The organism is Mycobacterium asiaticum, assembly GCF_001673365.1.
GTDB lineage: Bacteria > Actinomycetota > Actinomycetes > Mycobacteriales > Mycobacteriaceae > Mycobacterium > Mycobacterium asiaticum_A.
Window position 1 is genome coordinate 1 of record NZ_LZLS01000099.1, and the last position, 16,278, is coordinate 16,278.

The following is a 16,278-nucleotide window of genomic DNA, read 5'->3' on the forward strand; positions in this document are numbered from 1 at the left end:
CGGGTCCTGAAGTTGCCTCCCGGCGCGACGACCCCCATCGAGCTCCCGTTCGGTGAATTGGGGGCCGAGGGGGTGGCGGTGGATGCGGCGGGCAATGTGTATGTGGCCGATGCTCATGCACCCGCGCTGTGGAAGTGGACGCCGGGGGCGCGCGGCCCGGCGCTGATGCCGTTCGGGCACCTGAGCCGGCCCATTGCCGTGGCGCTGGGCAAAGACGGCAGCATCTACGTAGTGGACGAATTCCTGAATCAGGTGCTCAAGCTGCCGCCCAATTCGTCCAGCACCACTCAGCTGATGCCCACCACCGCGCTCAACGCGCCGGCGGGTGTGGCCAGGTGGTCGTCCACTCGCGGGTGGTGGCGGCGGGGCCCAGCGCACGTTGGGCGGCGGTGGCCAATTCGCCGGCGGTCGAGTAGCGCTCGTCGGGGTTCTTGGCCATGCCCCGCGCGACGACCTCGTCGAATGCAACCGGAATACCCGCCCGCTGCTGGCTGGGCCGCGGAATCGGGGCGGTCAGGTGTGCGGTCATCAGTGCGGAGATATTGCGGTGCTCGTCATATGGCGGGGAGCCGGTCAAAAGTTCGTACAGGACGCAGGCCAACGCATAGACGTCGCAGCGGTGGTCCACCACTGGATTGATCGAAAGACGTTCCGGCGCAACGTAATCAAACGTTCCAACAGCCTTGCCGGTGCCGGTGAGCCGGGCATCGCCCGCTGCGCTGGCCAGCCCGAAATCCACCAGGCTGACAAAATCCTCCCCGGACAGCAGGATGTTGGCGGGTTTTACGTCGCGGTGCAACACCGTTTCGGCGTGCGCGGCATCCAATGCGGCGGCGGTCTGGCGGATCACGTTCACCGCGCGCACCGGATCCAACGGCCCGTCGCGTTTGAGTACCGTCTCCAAGTCCACGCCGCGGACCAGGCGCATGTCGATGTAGACCTGCCCGTCGATCTCACCGCAACTGTGAATCGGCAGCACGTGTGGTTCGCGAAGCCGGCCGGCGGTGTGGGCCTCGCGGAACAGCCGTTCGCGGAACACGGAATCCTGGGAGAACGTGCCGCTGAGCAGCTTCAGCGCGACCGTGCGGTGCATGTCGGTGTCCTCGGCCTCGTACACCTCGCCGTACCCGCCGCTGCCCAGGAGTCGGATCAGCCGATAGGGCCCGAACTGCGAGCCAGCCCGATCCTCGACCACCGAACCTCCCTCCGCTTCGTCGCCGAGCGTATCGCGACCGGGGAAAATCGCGTCGGGGATCGCGGTGGCACTCCGCACGCGATTAGGCTCGCCCGATGGCTTCTGTTGACCTGACCCTGGATGTACCGATGACCCCGCAAGACATGTGGGATCACGTGTCGGACCTGTCGACGCTGGGCGATTGGCTGGTGTTGCACGAGGGCTGGCGCAGCGATCTGCCCGACGTCGACGACATCGCCGAAGGTACCCAGATCGTGGGTGTCGCGCGCTCCAAGGGACTACGTAACCGGGTGACCTGGACGATCACCAAGTGGGACCCGCCGCACGAGGTCGCGATGTCGGGGGATGGCAAAGGCGGAGCAAAGTACAAAGTCACGCTGACCGTAACGCCGGCCCAGGACGCGGCCACCCTCGGTCTGTCCGTTGAGCTGGGCGGGCGGGCCTTTTTCGGTCCGATCGGGTCCGCTGCGGCCCGCGCGGCCAAGGGCGACGTGCAAAAGTCGCTCGACCAGTTCGTCGAGTTGTACGGCTAAAACACGTCACGACACGACTCACGACACGCCGGTGGTGTGTCAGTGGGCGGTCATAGACTGGCGTGCCTATGAACCAGTCTTCCTTCGTGCACCTGCACAACCACACCGAGTATTCGATGCTCGACGGTGCCGCGAAGATCTCGCCGATGCTGGCCGAGGTGCAGCGGCTGGAGATGCCGGCGATCGGCATGACCGACCACGGAAACATGTTCGGCGCCAGCGAGTTCTACAATTCGGCCACCAAGGCTGGCGTCAAGCCGATCATCGGTGTCGAGGCCTATATCGCTCCGGGTTCGCGCTTTGACACCCGGCGCATCACCTGGGGGGATCCCAGCCAGAAATCCGACGACGTATCGGGCAGCGGGTCCTACACCCACCTGACGATGGTGGCCGAGACCGCGACCGGCCTGCGCAACCTGTTCAAGCTGACGTCGCTGGCCTCATTCGAGGGGCAGCTGGGCAAGTGGTCGCGCATGGACGCTGAACTCGTCGCCGAACACGCCGAAGGCATCATCGCCACCACGGGCTGCCCGTCCGGGGAAGTCCAGACCAGGCTGCGGCTGGGCCATGAACGTGAGGCGCTGGAGTCGGCGGCCAAGTGGCGGGAGATCTTCGGGGCCGAGAACTATTTCCTCGAACTGATGGACCACGGCCTGTCGATCGAGCAGCGGGTCCGTGAGGGTCTGCTCGAGATCGGCCGCAAACTGAACATCCCGCCGCTGGCCACCAACGACTGCCACTACGTCACCCGCGAGGCCGCCCACAATCACGAAGCGCTGCTGTGCGTACAAACGGGCAAGACCCTGTCGGACCCAAACCGGTTCAAATTCGACGGCGACGGCTACTACCTGAAATCGGCAGCCGAGATGCGCCAGCTCTGGGACGGTCAGGTGCCCGGCGCGTGTGACTCCACCCTGTTGATTGCCGAGCGGGTGCAGTCCTATGCCGACGTGTGGACGCCGCGGGACCGGATGCCGATCTTCCCGGTGCCCGAAGGGCACGACCAGGCGTCCTGGTTGCACCACGAGGTGATGGCCGGGCTGGCGCGGCGTTTCCCGTCCGGTGTCGGCCAGGACTACATCACGCGAGCCGAATACGAGATCAAAGTCATCTGCGACAAGGGCTTTCCGGCCTACTTCCTGATCGTGGCCGACCTGATCAACTATGCGCGATCGGTCGATATCAGAGTGGGGCCGGGGCGCGGCTCGGCGGCCGGATCGCTGGTGGCCTACGCGATGGGCATCACCAACATCGACCCGATCCCGCACGGTCTGCTGTTCGAACGCTTCCTCAACCCGGAGCGTCCGTCGGCACCGGACATCGACATCGATTTCGATGACCGTCGTCGCGGCGAGATGGTGCGCTACGCCGCCGACAAGTGGGGCTCCGACCGCGTCGCGCAGGTCATCACCTTCGGCACCATCAAGACCAAAGCGGCGCTGAAGGATTCGGCCCGGATCCACTACGGACAGCCCGGGTTTGCGATCGCCGACCGGATCACCAAAGCGCTGCCGCCGCCGATCATGGCCAAGGACATCCCGCTGTCGGGTATCACCGATCCGGCGCACGAACGGTTCAAGGAAGCGGCCGAGGTCCGCGGCCTCATCGAAACCGACCCCGACGTGCGCACCATCTACCAGACGGCGCGGGGTCTGGAGGGCCTGATTCGCAACGCCGGCGTGCACGCCTGCGCGGTGATTATGAGCAGCGAGCCGCTGACCGAGGCCATCCCGCTGTGGAAGCGCCCGCAGGACGGCGCCATCATCACCGGCTGGGACTACCCGTCCTGCGAGGCCATCGGCCTGCTGAAGATGGACTTCCTGGGTCTGCGCAACCTGACGATCATCGGCGATGCGCTGGAAAACATCAAGGCTAACAAGGGAATTGACCTCGACCTGGAATCGGTTCCGCTCGACGACGAAGCCACTTACCAGTTGCTCGGCCGCGGCGACACTTTGGGCGTGTTCCAGCTCGACGGCGGCCCGATGCGCGATCTGCTGCGTCGCATGCAGCCCACCGAATTCAACGACATCGTCGCCGTGCTGGCCCTGTACCGGCCCGGCCCGATGGGCATGAACGCGCACAACGACTACGCCGACCGCAAGAACGGTCGCCAAGCGGTCAAGCCGATCCACCCGGAACTTGAGGAACCGCTGCGCGAGATCCTCGCCGAGACCTACGGGCTGATCGTCTACCAAGAGCAGATCATGTTCATCGCCCAGAAGGTCGCCTCCTACACGATGGGCAAGGCCGATGCGCTGCGCAAGGCGATGGGTAAGAAGAAGCTCGAGGTGCTAGAGGCCGAGTACAAAGGCTTCTACGAGGGCATGACCGCCAACGGCTTCTCCGAAAAAGCGGTTAAAGCGTTGTGGGACACCATTCTTCCGTTCGCCGGCTATGCGTTCAACAAGTCGCACGCCGCCGGATACGGCTTGGTGTCCTACTGGACGGCCTACCTGAAGGCCAACTATCCCGCCGAGTACATGGCCGGACTGCTCACCTCCGTCGGAGACGACAAGGACAAGGCCGCGGTCTATCTGGCCGACTGCCGCAAGCTCGGCATTACCGTGCTGCCGCCCGACGTCAACGAGTCGCTGGTGAACTTCGCCTCCGTCGGACCCGACATCCGCTTCGGGTTGGGCGCGGTGCGCAATGTCGGGGCCAATGTGGTGGGGTCGCTGATCAAGACCCGCAGCGAGAAGGGCAAGTTCACCGACTTCTCGGACTATCTGAACAAGATCGACATCTCGGCGTGCAATAAGAAGGTCACCGAGTCATTGGTCAAGGCCGGCGCGTTCGACTCGCTCGGCCACCCGCGCAAAGGGCTGTTCCTGGTGCACACCGACGCCGTCGACTCGGTGCTGGGCACCAAGAAGGCCGAGGCGATGGGGCAGTTCGACCTGTTCGGCGGGAGCGATTCGGGTGCCGACGCGGTGTTCACCATCAAGGTGCCCGAGGACGAGTGGGAGGACAAACACAAGCTCGCCCTGGAACGGGAGATGCTGGGCCTGTATGTGTCCGGGCACCCGCTGAACGGGGTGGCCCACCTGCTGGCCACCCAGGTCGACACCGCGATACCGGCGATCCTGGACGGGGACGTCGCCAACGACGCCCAGGTGCGGGTCGGCGGCATCCTGGCGTCGGTCAACCGGCGGGTCAACAAGAACGGAATGCCTTGGGCGTCGGCTCAATTGGAAGATCTCACCGGCGGCATCGAGGTGATGTTCTTCCCACACACCTACTCCACCTTCGGCGGCGAGATCGCCGACGACGCGGTGGTGCTGGTCAATGCCAAGGTCGCGATCCGCGACGACCGCATCAGCCTGATCGCCAATGAGCTTGTGGTGCCCGACTTTTCTAACGCCCAGCCGAATCGGCCGCTTGCGGTCAGCCTGCCTACCCGCCAATGCACGATCGACAAGGTCACTGCGCTCAAGCAGGTACTCGTCCGTCACCCCGGAACCTCCCAGGTGCATCTGCGGCTCATCAGCGGCGACCGGATCACGACCTTGGAGCTGGACCAGTCGCTGCGGGTGACGCCGTCGCCGGCGCTGATGGGCGACCTGAAGGAACTGCTCGGTCCGGGGTGTCTGGGCAGCTAGGCCTCGTTTCGCCGAGTGTGAAGCCAGCTTCGCATCAGAGGCGCAGGCTGGGCAGGGAAATCCAAGAGAGGTCGAGGCCCGCGTCTAACGTCCGCAGCGGACGGTCGTGTCACCAACCAATGGCTACCCACGTGCTGCCTGCATCAAAAGCGCTACATCGATCCGAGGCAAGAGACGGCAGTGGCAGTTCGGATCGGCTAGCGCCGCTGCTGGTCCTAGTCGGCATCGTAAAGTTGCTGCAGCTCTTGGAATTCGAGGGCATGGCGCGCTTTGCGGATGTAGGAGTGCAAAGCTCGCCACCGATACGCCGAACGTCAAGCCAGCGTGACGCTCGCACCGGAACGCAACTCCTGCGTGACGTTCGCGATGCCGCAGACGCCTACCGATTGACACGCCGCGGACGCGTCGGCCGCCGCCCGTCGACCGCCGCCGGAACAAAGGCGCCACCGGCGCAATCCGCGGTCGTCCACTATTCGCTGGCGCGCGGACGTACGCTCAGCGTTATGACCGCGCCCCCAACCACCCTGTGCGAAGCATTTCAGCGCACCGCTTCCATCGATCCGGACGCGGTGGCGCTGCGAACACCGGGCGACGCCCAGACCCTCACCTGGCGCGAATACGCCGACCAGGTCCGCAAGGTGGCAGCCGGCCTGGCCGGTCTTGGGGTCAAGCGCGGTGACACCGTATCGCTGATGATGACCAATCGGGTGGAGTTCTACCCACTCGAGGTGGGCGCGCAACACGTTGGCGCCACGTCGTTTTCGGTGTACAACACCCTGCCTGCCGAGCAACTGACCTACGTCTTCGACAACGCCGGCACCAAAGTGGTGATGTGCGAGGAACAGTACGTGGACCGGATCCGCGCCAGCGGCGCACCGCTCGAGCACATCGTCTGCATCGACGGTCGGCCCGAGGGTACCTTGTCGGTCGATGACCTCTACGCGGCCGCACCTGCCAACTTCGATTTCGAATCGACTTGGCGCGCAGTGCAACCCGACGACATCGTCACCCTGATCTACACCTCCGGCACTACCGGCAATCCCAAGGGCGTGGAGATGACCCACGCCAACCTGCTATTCGAGGGGCACGGTCTGGACGACGTCTTGGGCGTGGAGTTCGGCGACCGCGGCACGTCGTTTTTGCCCACGGCGCACATCGCCGACCGGATGTGCTGCCTGTACAGCCAGGAGATGTTCGGCACGCAGATCACGACGGTCTCCGATCCGAGGGCGATCGTCGGTGCGCTGCCTGACGTGCGGCCGACCGTCTGGGGCGCGGTGCCGCGGGTATGGGAAAAGCTCAAGGCCGGAATCGAATTCACCGTCGCCAACGAACCGGACGAGATGAAGCGGGCGGCGTTGCAGTGGGCGATGTCGGTGGCCGACCAGCGCGCCAAGGCGTTGCTCGCCGGTGAGTCGATGTCGGGTGAGCTCGCCGCCGAATGGGACAAGGCCGACGAACTGGTGCTCTCGAAGCTGCGCGAGAAGCTCGGCTTCGGTGAACTGCGCTGGGCGGTCTCCGGAGCGGCCCCGATACCGAAGGAAACCCTGGCATTCTTCACCGGCATCGGCATACCGATCGCCGAATTGTGGGGGATGTCCGAGCTCAGCTGCGCCGCCACGGTGAGCCATCCGCGGGATGCGCGGCTGGGCACAGTCGGCAAATTGCTGCCCGGCCTGGAAGGAAAGATCGCCGACGACGGCGAGTACCTGGTCCGTGGGCCACTGGTGATGAAGGGCTACCGCAAGGAACCGGCCAAGACCGCCGAGGCGATCGACGCCGATGGCTGGCTGCACACCGGCGACATCCTTGAGATCGACGACGACGGGTATCTGCGGGTGGTGGACCGCAAAAAGGAGTTGATCATCAACGCGGGCGGAAAGAACATGTCGCCGGCCAACATTGAGAACACCATCGTGGCGGCTTGCCCGGTGGTAGGCGTGATGATCGCCATCGGCGACGGGCGGCCATACAACACCGCGCTGCTGGTGTTCGACGCCGACTCGGTGGGCCCGTACGCCGCCCAGCGGGGCCTGGACCCCTCACCGGAAGCCCTCGCGTCCGACCCGGAAGTAATCGCCCAGATCGCCGCGGGCGTCGCTGCGGGAAACGACAAGCTGTCGCGGGTCGAGCAGATCAAGCGGTTCCGTATCCTGCCCTCCCTGTGGGAGCCCGGCGGCGACGAGATCACGCTGACGATGAAGCTCAAGCGCAAACCGATCCACGCCAAGTACCGCGCGGAGATCGAGGAGCTGTACGCCAGCGAGCCGGGATCCGACGTCCATGAACCCGCCGCCGCGCCGGCGGCCCAACCAGCCTGACGGGGGTGACGGTGACTGCACGAGAGGTCGGCAGCAGCGGTTTACGAAAGCTACTGCAGCGCACCGGAATTGTCGAGGAAGCCACGACCGCGTTGGCGACCGACCCAGAGGCGGTCACCCAGCTGCTGGATGCCGACTGGTTCGGTGAACGACTGGAGGCGCTGGCCGGTGAACTCGGCCGGGATCCCGAAAGTGTGCGGGTGGAGGCCGCCGGTTACCTACGTGAGGTGGCGGCATCGCTGGACGAGCGCGCGGTGCAGGCGTGGCGCGGGTTCAGCCGGTGGCTGATGCGGGCCTACGACGTGCTGGTCGACGAGGACCAGATCGCCCAGCTGCGCGCCCTGGACCGCAAGGCGACGCTCGCTTTCGCGTTCTCGCACCGGTCCTACCTGGACGGCATGCTGCTACCAGAGGAAATCGCTGCCAACCGGCTGTCGGCGGCGTACACGTTCGGCGGGGCCAACCTGAACTTCTTCCCGATGGGTGGTCTGGCCAAGCGCACCGGAACCATTTTCATCCGTCGCCAGACCAAAGACATCCCGATCTACCGGTTCGTGCTGCGCGCCTACACCGCGCAACTGGTGCAGAACCACGCGAACTTGACCTGGTCGATCGAGGGCGGCCGCACCCGCACCGGCAAACTCCGGCCGCCGGTATTCGGAATTCTGCGTTACCTCACCGACGCGGTCGACGAGATCGACGGTCCCGAAGTCTATTTGGTGCCGACGTCGATTGTTTATGACCAGCTGCACGAAGTGGAGGCGATGACCACCGAGGCGTACGGGGCGACGAAGCGGCCGGAGGACTTCCGGTTCCTGGTACGACTGTCCCGCCAACAAGGTGAACGACTGGGCCGCGCCTACCTCGACTTCGGCGAGCCGCTGCCGTTGCGTAAGCGTCTTGAGGAATTGCGCGCGGACCCGTCGGGCACCGAGACCGTTGTGGAACGCATCGCGTTGGACGTCGAGCACCGGATCAACCGCGCCACGCCGGTTACGCCGACCGCGGTGGTGAGTCTGGCGCTGCTGGGTGCCGACCGCTCGCTGTCCATCAGCGAGGTGCTGGCGACCGTGCGCCCACTGGCCAGTTACATCGCTGCCCGCAACTGGGCGGTGGCCGGAGCCGCCGACCTGACAAACAAGTCGACGATCCGCTGGACCCTGCACCAGATGGTCGACTCCGGTGTGGTGAGCGTCTACGACGCCGGCACCGAAGCGGTGTGGGGAATCGGTGCCGACCAACACCTTGTTGCAGCGTTCTACCGCAACACCGCCATCCACATCATGGTCGACCGGGCCATCGCCGAGATGGCGTTGTTGGCGGCATCAGAAAACGCGGCCGATGGGACAGTGTCGCCGGCCGCCGTACGTGACGAGGCGCTCAGCTTGCGTGAGCTGCTGAAGTTCGAGTTTCTGTTCTCCGCCCGCGCACAGTTCGAGATGGAACTGGCCGACGAGGTGCGCCTGATCGGTCCGGTGGAAGACATCACCAAGGCGGTCAGCGCCACCGAGGTACGGGAGCTACTCGAGTCAGCCGATCTGCTGCTGGCGCATCTGGTGTTGCGTCCCTTCCTCGACGCCTACCACCTTGTTGCCGATCGGCTGGCCGCCCTCCAAGACGAGTCGCTGGACGAGGAACTGTTCCTCAACGAGTGTCTCCAAGTGGGCAAGCAGTGGGAACTGCAGCGCAGGATCGCCAACGCGGAGTCGCGTTCGATGGAGCTGTTCAAGACAGCGCTCCGGCTGGCCCGGCATCGCGAACTGGTCGACAGCCCGGAGCAGGCGGACATTGCCAAGCGACGTCAGGAGTTCGCCGACGAGATCGCGACCGCCACCCGACGCGTCAACTGCATCGCGGAGCTGGCCCGCACGGCGGCTGCCCGTCAGGTCACCCGCGCTGCAACGCCTTGAGAACCAGGCCGACGGTTACCGCCACCGCGGTGGCACCCAGGACAGCCGTAGCGGCGCTGCCCGTCAGCGCGCCAATGAGCACCAACGCGGCCACACCGACGATCAGCGCGAACAGCTTGTACCGCGGCCATGGAACACCTGCGACGAGCACATCGGTGCTGTTGATGACGGGCTGGGACATAGGATTCAGCAAACCCAGCACTTGAATTTACGGGTAATCGAAACATTCGATGCGGTTATGCTGCGGCATACAGTGGTTGACATGCCGTTAGAAGGTGAATACGCACCCAGCCCGTGGGATTGGGCCCGTGAGCAAGCCGACAAGTACGTGGAATCCGGTGGCGCCGATGCCGCGGACATGAAAGGAAAGCCCATTATCGTGCTGAGCACGGTGGGCGCCAAAACCGGCAAGATCCGCCGAACCCCGCTGATGCGCGTCGAGCACGACGGCCAATACGCCGTCGTCGCCTCGTTGGGCGGGGCACCGAAAAACCCGGTCTGGTACTACAACATCGTCAAGAATCCTCGAGTCGAGTTGCAGGACGGCGCCGTGACCCGCGACTACGACGCACGCGAGGTGTTCGGTGACGAAAAAGCCACCTGGTGGGAGCGGGCCGTGCAGGCTTGGCCCGATTACGCGGACTATCAGACCAAGACCGACCGTCAGATTCCGGTCTTCGTCCTGACACCGGTGAGCTGATCCGCCCACCGGGCTGGCATGGCACCATTGATCGGTGTCCGCCGAACTGAGCCAGAACCCCCGTGACCTGCCGCTGTCCGCGGCTGACATCGACGGGGCGGCCAAGCGAATTGCTCCGGTGGTCACGCCCACGCCACTGCAGTACAGCGACCGGTTGTCGGCGATCACCGGCGCGGAGGTCTACCTCAAGCGCGAAGACCTGCAGGTCGTGCGTTCCTACAAGCTTCGCGGCGCCTACAACCTGCTGGTTCAGCTCTCCGACGAGGAGTTGGCTGCCGGTGTCGTCTGCTCTTCGGCGGGCAACCACGCGCAGGGGTTCGCGTTCGCCTGCCGCTCGCTGGGCGTGCGGGGCCGCGTCTATGTGCCGGCCAAGACGCCCAAGCAGAAGCGTGATCGCATCCGCTACCACGGCGGGGACTACATCGAGTTGATCGTCGGCGGGTCCACCTACGACTTGGCCGCGGCGGCCGCCCGCGACGATGTCGAACGTACCGGAGCCACTTTGGTGCCGCCGTACGACGACCTGCGCACCATGGCTGGCCAGGGCACCATCGCAGTCGAAATCCTGGAGGCTCTGGACGCTGAACCCAACCTGGTGGTGGTGCCCGTCGGCGGGGGCGGCTGCATCGCCGGCATCACCAGCTACCTGGCCGAGCGGACCACGAATACCTCGGTGCTGGGGATCGAACCGGCCGGCGCCGCGGCGATGATGGCCGCGCTGGCCGCCGGCGAACCGGTGACCCTGGACCACGTCGATCAGTTCGTCGACGGCGCCGCGGTGGCCCGGGCCGGCGCGCTGCCCTATGCCGCGTTGGCGGCTGCCGGCGACATGGTGTCCATCACCGCGGTCGACGAGGGCGCGGTCTGCACCGCGATGCTCGACCTGTATCAGAACGAGGGCATCATCGCCGAACCGGCGGGCGCGCTATCCGTTGCCGGGTTGCTGGAAGCGTTGCCGGGGGAAGTCGAGCCCGGCTCCACGGTGGTGTGCCTGATCTCGGGTGGAAACAACGACGTATCCCGCTACGGCGAGGTGCTGGAGCGCTCCTTGGTGCACCTGGGCCTCAAGCACTACTTCCTGGTCGACTTTCCGCAGGAACCGGGGGCGCTGCGCCGCTTTCTGGACGCGGTGCTCGGCCCTAACGACGACATCACCTTGTTCGAGTACGTCAAGCGCAACAATCGCGAGACCGGCGAGGCGCTGGTCGGGGTCCAACTAGGGTCGGCGGCGGACTTGGACGGATTGCTGGCGCGGATGCGGGCTACCGAGATTCACGCCGAGACTCTGCACCCAGGTTCCCCGGCTTACCGCTACCTGCTGCTTTAGGCCGGGCAGACGCAAGAGCACGACTGGACTCGATCACCTACAAAGTTGACGCACAACGAGCCTTCGAGCGGGTCCTCTTCTTCAGCGCCGGCGACTCGATCGACCCAAGAACTATCACCAAGGTCCTGACACACCCGCTCTCACCGATGTCCTGAGACATCACATTCAACGCGCATCCAACGCGTGCGCAACGTGATATGATCGAACGTATGTTCGAATACGTGGCGTTGGAGGGAGGGATTCTCGCGCGGATTCCGGATATGGAGTCCCTGGAGGAGGTGTTGACCCAGCGCATCACAACACCGGAGTCCGCGGGCTGGGTGGGGCGCATGCGCGAGGCCGCGCGGGTGCAGAACCAGGCTGCGGCCGCGCAGTTGGTGGCGCTGGGAGAGTTGTTTGTCTACCGGTTGCGGCAGTCCTCGACCGACACCGAGACCTGGGCGGTCGACGCCACTGCCGCGGTGTGCGCCGAAGTCGCCGCGGGGCTCAAGATCAGCCAGGGCCTAGCCATGTCCAAACTGCGCTATGCCCGGGCGATGCGCGAGCGGCTGCCGCAGGTGGGTGTGGTGTTTTGCGCAGGGGACATCGACTTTTCGACCTTTGCCACCATCGTCTACCGCACCGACAACATCGAGGACCCGCAGGTCCTTAAGCGGGTAGATGGGTTGATCGCTTCCAACGTGACCCGCTGGCCCAGCCTGACCCCGCGCCGGCTGGCCGCCCAGGTCGACAAGATCGTGGCCCGCCTCGATGTCGATGCACTGCGGCGCCGCCGCGAACGCCACCAGGATCGCGAGGTCTACATCGGCGCAGACGACGAGGGGATCTCGCGGGTGGAGGGCACCCTGGCCAGCCCCGATGCGCGCGCCCTGGACGCCAAGCTGTCTACGCTGGCCGCCACCGTCTGCCCGCACGATCCGCGCACCCGCGACCAACGCCGCGCCGATGCCCTCGGCGCGCTGGCCGCCGGCGCCGACCGGCTGGGATGTCGCTGCGCACGCCCGGACTGCACCGCGCCCGCACGCAAACCCGCCGGACCCGTGCTCATCCACGTCATCGCCGACGCCGCCACCCTGGCCGGAACCGGCACCACCCCCGCGGTGATGGCCGGCGCCGAAGGTCTGATCACTCCCGAACTGCTCACTGAGCTGGCCCTCACCGCCAAACAGGTGCCGCTGATCCACCCCGGATTCAGTGCCCCCGAGCCCCAATACCGGCCCTCAGCGGCGCTGGCCGATTACGTGCGCGCCCGCGACCTGACCTGCCGCTGGCCCGGCTGCGATATCCCCGCCCACGCCTGCGAGGCCGACCACACCATCCCCTACGCCCAGGGCGGACCCACGCACGCCGCCAACCTCAAGTGCTACTGCCCAACGCATCACCTGGTCAAAACCTTCTGGGGCTTTACCGACCAACAACTGCCCGACGGCACCGTCATCCTGACCTCGCCACACGGCGACACCTACGTCACCACCCCCGGCAGCGCACTACTGTTCCCCAGCCTGTGCCAGGCCGTGGGCGGCATGCCCACCCCCGAAACCGGCCCTGCACCGGACTACTGCGGCCAACGCACCGCGATGATGCCCAAACGCCGCCGCACCCGCACCCAAGACCGCGCCGCGCGCGTCAAAACCGAACGCCGCCAAAACCATCAAGCCCGCATGGCCGCCCGCCACACCACCACTGACTGGTGGGGCGGCTCCACCGACGCCGACCCACCACCCGACGCCGACCCCCCACCCTTCTAATGGCGGTAAGCCGCTTAAAGCGCCACGGCGAATAGGCGCCACTCGCCGGGCACACCCTTGAGCGTGTGCACCAGATCGCGCCCGCACCTCGGTCAGTGCGTCACTACGGCTGGACGATGATTGACCCACCGCGTGCGCGCGTGCTTTAGGCTCGCCACCCCTACCGCAGGTACGAGGGCAGCGGAGTAGCGGGATCGCCGTCGGGCTGCGGTGTTCCGGCCGTCAACGTCAGCGGCACCACGCCGGCCCAGTGCGGCAGGTTCAGATCCTCTGGATCATCGGCCACACCGCCGCTGCGCACCTTGGCCGACACCTCGACCAAGTCCAGCGCGAGCACGGCGGTCGCGGCGAGTTCACGCGAGTTCGGAGGCCGGCAGTCGGCGGCGCGGCCGTCGCGGATGTGGTCGAGCAACGCGAGCAGTGCCCGCCCCTTCTCCTGCGGGTCGTCAACGATGCGTGCGGTGCCGACGACGACGACCGAGCGGTAGTTCAACGAGTGATGCATCGCCGAACGAGCCAGCACCAAGCCGTCGATCAGGGTCGCGGTGACGCAGATGGGCAAGCCGGACAACCTCGCCGCCAGCATCGGCCCGCCGCCGGATGAGCCGTGGACGTACAGCGTCTCGCCGAGGCGGGTGTGGGTGGTCGGCAGGACCACGGGCTGCCCGTCTTTGACGTAGCCGAGGTGGCAGATCAGCGACTCGTCGAGGATGCGATGGACGGTGTCGCGGTCATAGCGCGCGCGCTCCCGGTAGCGGGTCGGTGTGGTGAGCGCGGTGGGTCGGTATTCGTTGCTCATTTGCTTGCCTTTAGGATTGTCCTAGTACATAATACCTATCGTGCCAGTACGATACAGCATAACCGGAACGGGTGCGGAATCCATAGCCGCCAGCATCGAAGAGGGAATCTCTCAGGGCGCGTTGGCGCCGGGTGACGCGCTGCCGTCAATCCGCGAGGTGGCCTCGCAACTCGGGGTCAACGCCAACACCGTCGCCGCCGCATACCGCCTGTTGCGTGACCGTGGTGCCGTCGAAACCGCTGGCAGGCGTGGCACCCGGGTCCGAAGCCGGCCGGCAACTACGCCGCGGTCGTTGCTGGGCCTGGCCGTCCCGGAAGGTGCGCGCGATTTGTCGACCGGTAACCCAGACCCGCAGTTGTTGCCGATCGCCTCGGTGCAGCTCGACCCAACGCATCCCGACAGGCCGCTGTTGTACGGGCAATCGGCGATATCGACCGAACTGGCCGAGCATGCCCGCGCAAGTCTGCGTGGTGATGGCGTCCCAGCCGAGCACCTGGCGGTGACCAGTGGTGCGCTCGACGGCATCGAGCGGGTGTTGGCCGCCCACCTGCGCCCCGGTGACCGGGTCGCGGTCGAGGATCCAGGCTGGGCCAATTTGCTCGATCTCGTTGCGGCGCTTGGTCTTTCCCCCGAACCGGTCAAGGTCGACGACGAAGGTCCGCTGGTTCTGAGCATGGCGCGGGCGCTGCGCCGAGGTGTGCGCGCCGTGATTGTCACCACCCGCGCGCAGAACCCAACGGGCGCAGCGCTTTCCAAGGAGCGTGCCAAGGCATTGCGCAGCTTGTTGGCGGGTAAGACCACCGACGTGTTGGTCATCGAGGACGACCACTGCGCGAGAATCTCCGGTGCGCCGTTGCACCCGCTGGCCGGCGCGACCCGCAGGTGGGCTTTCGTCCGCTCGGTGTCCAAGGCGTACGGACCGGACCTGCGGTTGGCGGTAGTTGCCGGAGATCGTCGCACCATCGAGCGAGTGCACGGTCGGTTGCGGCTCGGGCCGGGCTGGGTGAGCCGCCTGCTGCAGGATCTCGCCGTGCGGATGTGGTCGAATGATGCGGCCACGGAACTGATCCATGCGGCCAGGGAGCAGTACGCCAAGAACCGTAACGCCTTGCGTAGTGCCTTGGCCGAGCGCGACGTCACCGCGCACGGGCGGTCGGGGCTCAACGTCTGGATTCCCGTGCCAGACGAGACGGTCGCCATCACCCGACTACTCAACTCGGGGTGGGCGGCGGCGCCCGGAACGCGGTTTCGAATGGACACACCACCGGGCATGCGCATCACCATCGCCGACTTGAAGGACGACGAGATCGAGCCGTTGGCCGACGCCATCGCCGAGGCTGTTCACAGTGCCGGACCTTCCAGCGTGTGAGTTAGGCCAGCAACCAGACGAACAGCGCGACGTAGACAACGAAGTGCGCCACGGAGAACGTCAGGCCGGCGAGCGCGACGGCGCGGCTTTCCCGGCTGTCCGCGTCGCTTTGGTGCAGCGCGTTGATGCCAAGCGGGATAGTGGCCAACGAGGTGGGGATGAAGGGCAGCAGGAACTGCAGGATGCCGAAGGTCAAGCTCAACGTGGCGAGGCCGCTGATCTTGCGTCGCTGCGGTGCGAAAACGGGGAAGGCCAGTGCCGGGCTGATCGTCGTCATGCCCCAAAGCCTCGGGCACGCCGCTTGAAGGATCCTTGTCAGATCCTGCTCAGGTCGGTGCGACCTGCAGCAATGACTCGTCGTTGGCGCGGAAAATCGGTTCGATCGGGACGACGAACTGACGTGCCATCTCGGTCAGCGACTTCGACCAGACCCGGTCGGCGGGGGAGACCGGGCCGTGGCCCGGACCTGTCAGCAGCATCGCGACCGTGGTTCCGGGAGCCATGCCATCGAGCACCGAACGTAGCGACGACATGAGGTTCTTCAGGGTCCGTGACTGCGGCCGCGGACCGATCGGGACCTGGCTCAGAGCTTTGATCAGCCGACGGTCCGGTCCCATAAAGCTCAGCCACAGCAGCCTTTCGCCGAACCCCAACGGCCCCATCAGGGCTCGCCAACGTTGCCGAAGATCGGCCGCCGAATGCACCGGCTCTGTTGCGGACTCCATGGGTGGGATGGGCAGGTCGTAGTTGGTCATGCCGCGAATGATGGGTGAT

At 65.9% G+C, this 16,278-nt stretch carries 12 protein-coding genes and 1 pseudogene; 8 read left to right on the forward strand and 5 right to left on the reverse strand.

Features of this window, described 5'->3' with window-relative positions:
- Window positions 1–370: 370 nt before the first annotated feature.
- Window positions 371–1,195: pseudogene (locus tag A5634_RS11205) on the reverse strand (serine/threonine-protein kinase); the annotation flags it as partial.
- A gap of 95 nt (window positions 1,196–1,290) precedes the next feature.
- Between A5634_RS11205 and A5634_RS11210 the strand changes: the two are divergent.
- The 4 genes from A5634_RS11210 (at window position 1,291) to A5634_RS11225 (ending at window position 9,561) form a co-directional block, all read left to right on the forward strand.
- Window positions 1,291–1,728, forward strand: a complete 438-nt coding sequence (locus A5634_RS11210; protein WP_065144122.1) for a type II toxin-antitoxin system Rv0910 family toxin — start codon at window positions 1,291–1,293, stop codon at window positions 1,726–1,728.
- Between the two features lie 68 nt (window positions 1,729–1,796).
- Window positions 1,797–5,330, forward strand: a complete 3,534-nt coding sequence (gene dnaE, locus A5634_RS11215) for a DNA polymerase III subunit alpha (protein ID WP_065144123.1) — start codon at window positions 1,797–1,799, stop codon at window positions 5,328–5,330.
- A gap of 503 nt (window positions 5,331–5,833) precedes the next feature.
- Window positions 5,834–7,651 (forward strand): fatty acid--CoA ligase FadD11, encoded by a 1,818-nt coding sequence (fadD11, locus tag A5634_RS11220; protein WP_065144189.1) that lies wholly within the window; start codon window positions 5,834–5,836, stop codon window positions 7,649–7,651.
- 11 nt (window positions 7,652–7,662) lie between these two features.
- Window positions 7,663–9,561, forward strand: a complete 1,899-nt coding sequence (locus A5634_RS11225; protein ID WP_065144190.1) for a lysophospholipid acyltransferase — start codon at window positions 7,663–7,665, stop codon at window positions 9,559–9,561.
- Here A5634_RS11225 and A5634_RS11230 read toward each other — a convergent pair.
- Entirely contained in the window at window positions 9,539–9,742 is a 204-nt protein-coding gene (locus tag A5634_RS11230; RefSeq protein ID WP_065144191.1) for a hypothetical protein, read from the reverse strand. The two genes, A5634_RS11225 and A5634_RS11230, sit on opposite strands and share 23 nt — an antisense overlap.
- A gap of 81 nt (window positions 9,743–9,823) precedes the next feature.
- On the opposite strand from A5634_RS11230, the gene A5634_RS11235 reads away from it, so the two are divergent.
- The 3 genes from A5634_RS11235 (at window position 9,824) to A5634_RS11245 (ending at window position 13,336) form a co-directional block, all read left to right on the forward strand.
- Window positions 9,824–10,261 (forward strand): nitroreductase family deazaflavin-dependent oxidoreductase, encoded by a 438-nt coding sequence (locus A5634_RS11235; protein WP_065144124.1) that lies wholly within the window; start codon window positions 9,824–9,826, stop codon window positions 10,259–10,261.
- 34 nt (window positions 10,262–10,295) lie between these two features.
- Complete coding sequence (ilvA, locus tag A5634_RS11240) at window positions 10,296–11,588, forward strand: threonine ammonia-lyase (protein ID WP_065144125.1); 1,293 nt, start codon at window positions 10,296–10,298, stop codon at window positions 11,586–11,588.
- Between the two features lie 260 nt (window positions 11,589–11,848).
- On the forward strand, window positions 11,849–13,336 hold the full coding sequence (locus A5634_RS11245) for an HNH endonuclease signature motif containing protein (RefSeq protein ID WP_065144192.1): 1,488 nt from the start codon (window positions 11,849–11,851) through the stop codon (window positions 13,334–13,336).
- Between the two features lie 160 nt (window positions 13,337–13,496).
- Here A5634_RS11245 and A5634_RS11250 read toward each other — a convergent pair whose 3' ends face one another.
- Window positions 13,497–14,135: a pyridoxamine 5'-phosphate oxidase family protein gene (locus A5634_RS11250; protein ID WP_065144126.1), complete on the reverse strand. Its 639-nt coding sequence runs from the start codon at window positions 14,133–14,135 to the stop codon at window positions 13,497–13,499.
- A gap of 40 nt (window positions 14,136–14,175) precedes the next feature.
- Between A5634_RS11250 and A5634_RS11255 the strand changes: the two genes are divergently transcribed.
- A complete protein-coding gene (locus A5634_RS11255) occupies window positions 14,176–15,504 on the forward strand; it encodes an aminotransferase class I/II-fold pyridoxal phosphate-dependent enzyme (protein ID WP_065144127.1) in 1,329 nt (442 codons plus the stop codon).
- Window position 15,505: 1 nt separating this feature from the next.
- On the opposite strand, the gene A5634_RS11260 is transcribed toward A5634_RS11255, so the two are convergent.
- Both A5634_RS11260 and A5634_RS11265 read right to left on the reverse strand, forming a co-directional pair.
- Entirely contained in the window at window positions 15,506–15,781 is a 276-nt protein-coding gene (locus tag A5634_RS11260; protein ID WP_065144128.1) for a DUF4190 domain-containing protein, read from the reverse strand.
- 49 nt (window positions 15,782–15,830) lie between these two features.
- Entirely contained in the window at window positions 15,831–16,259 is a 429-nt protein-coding gene (locus A5634_RS11265) for a hypothetical protein (RefSeq protein WP_065144129.1), read from the reverse strand.
- Window positions 16,260–16,278: the final 19 nt, after the last annotated feature.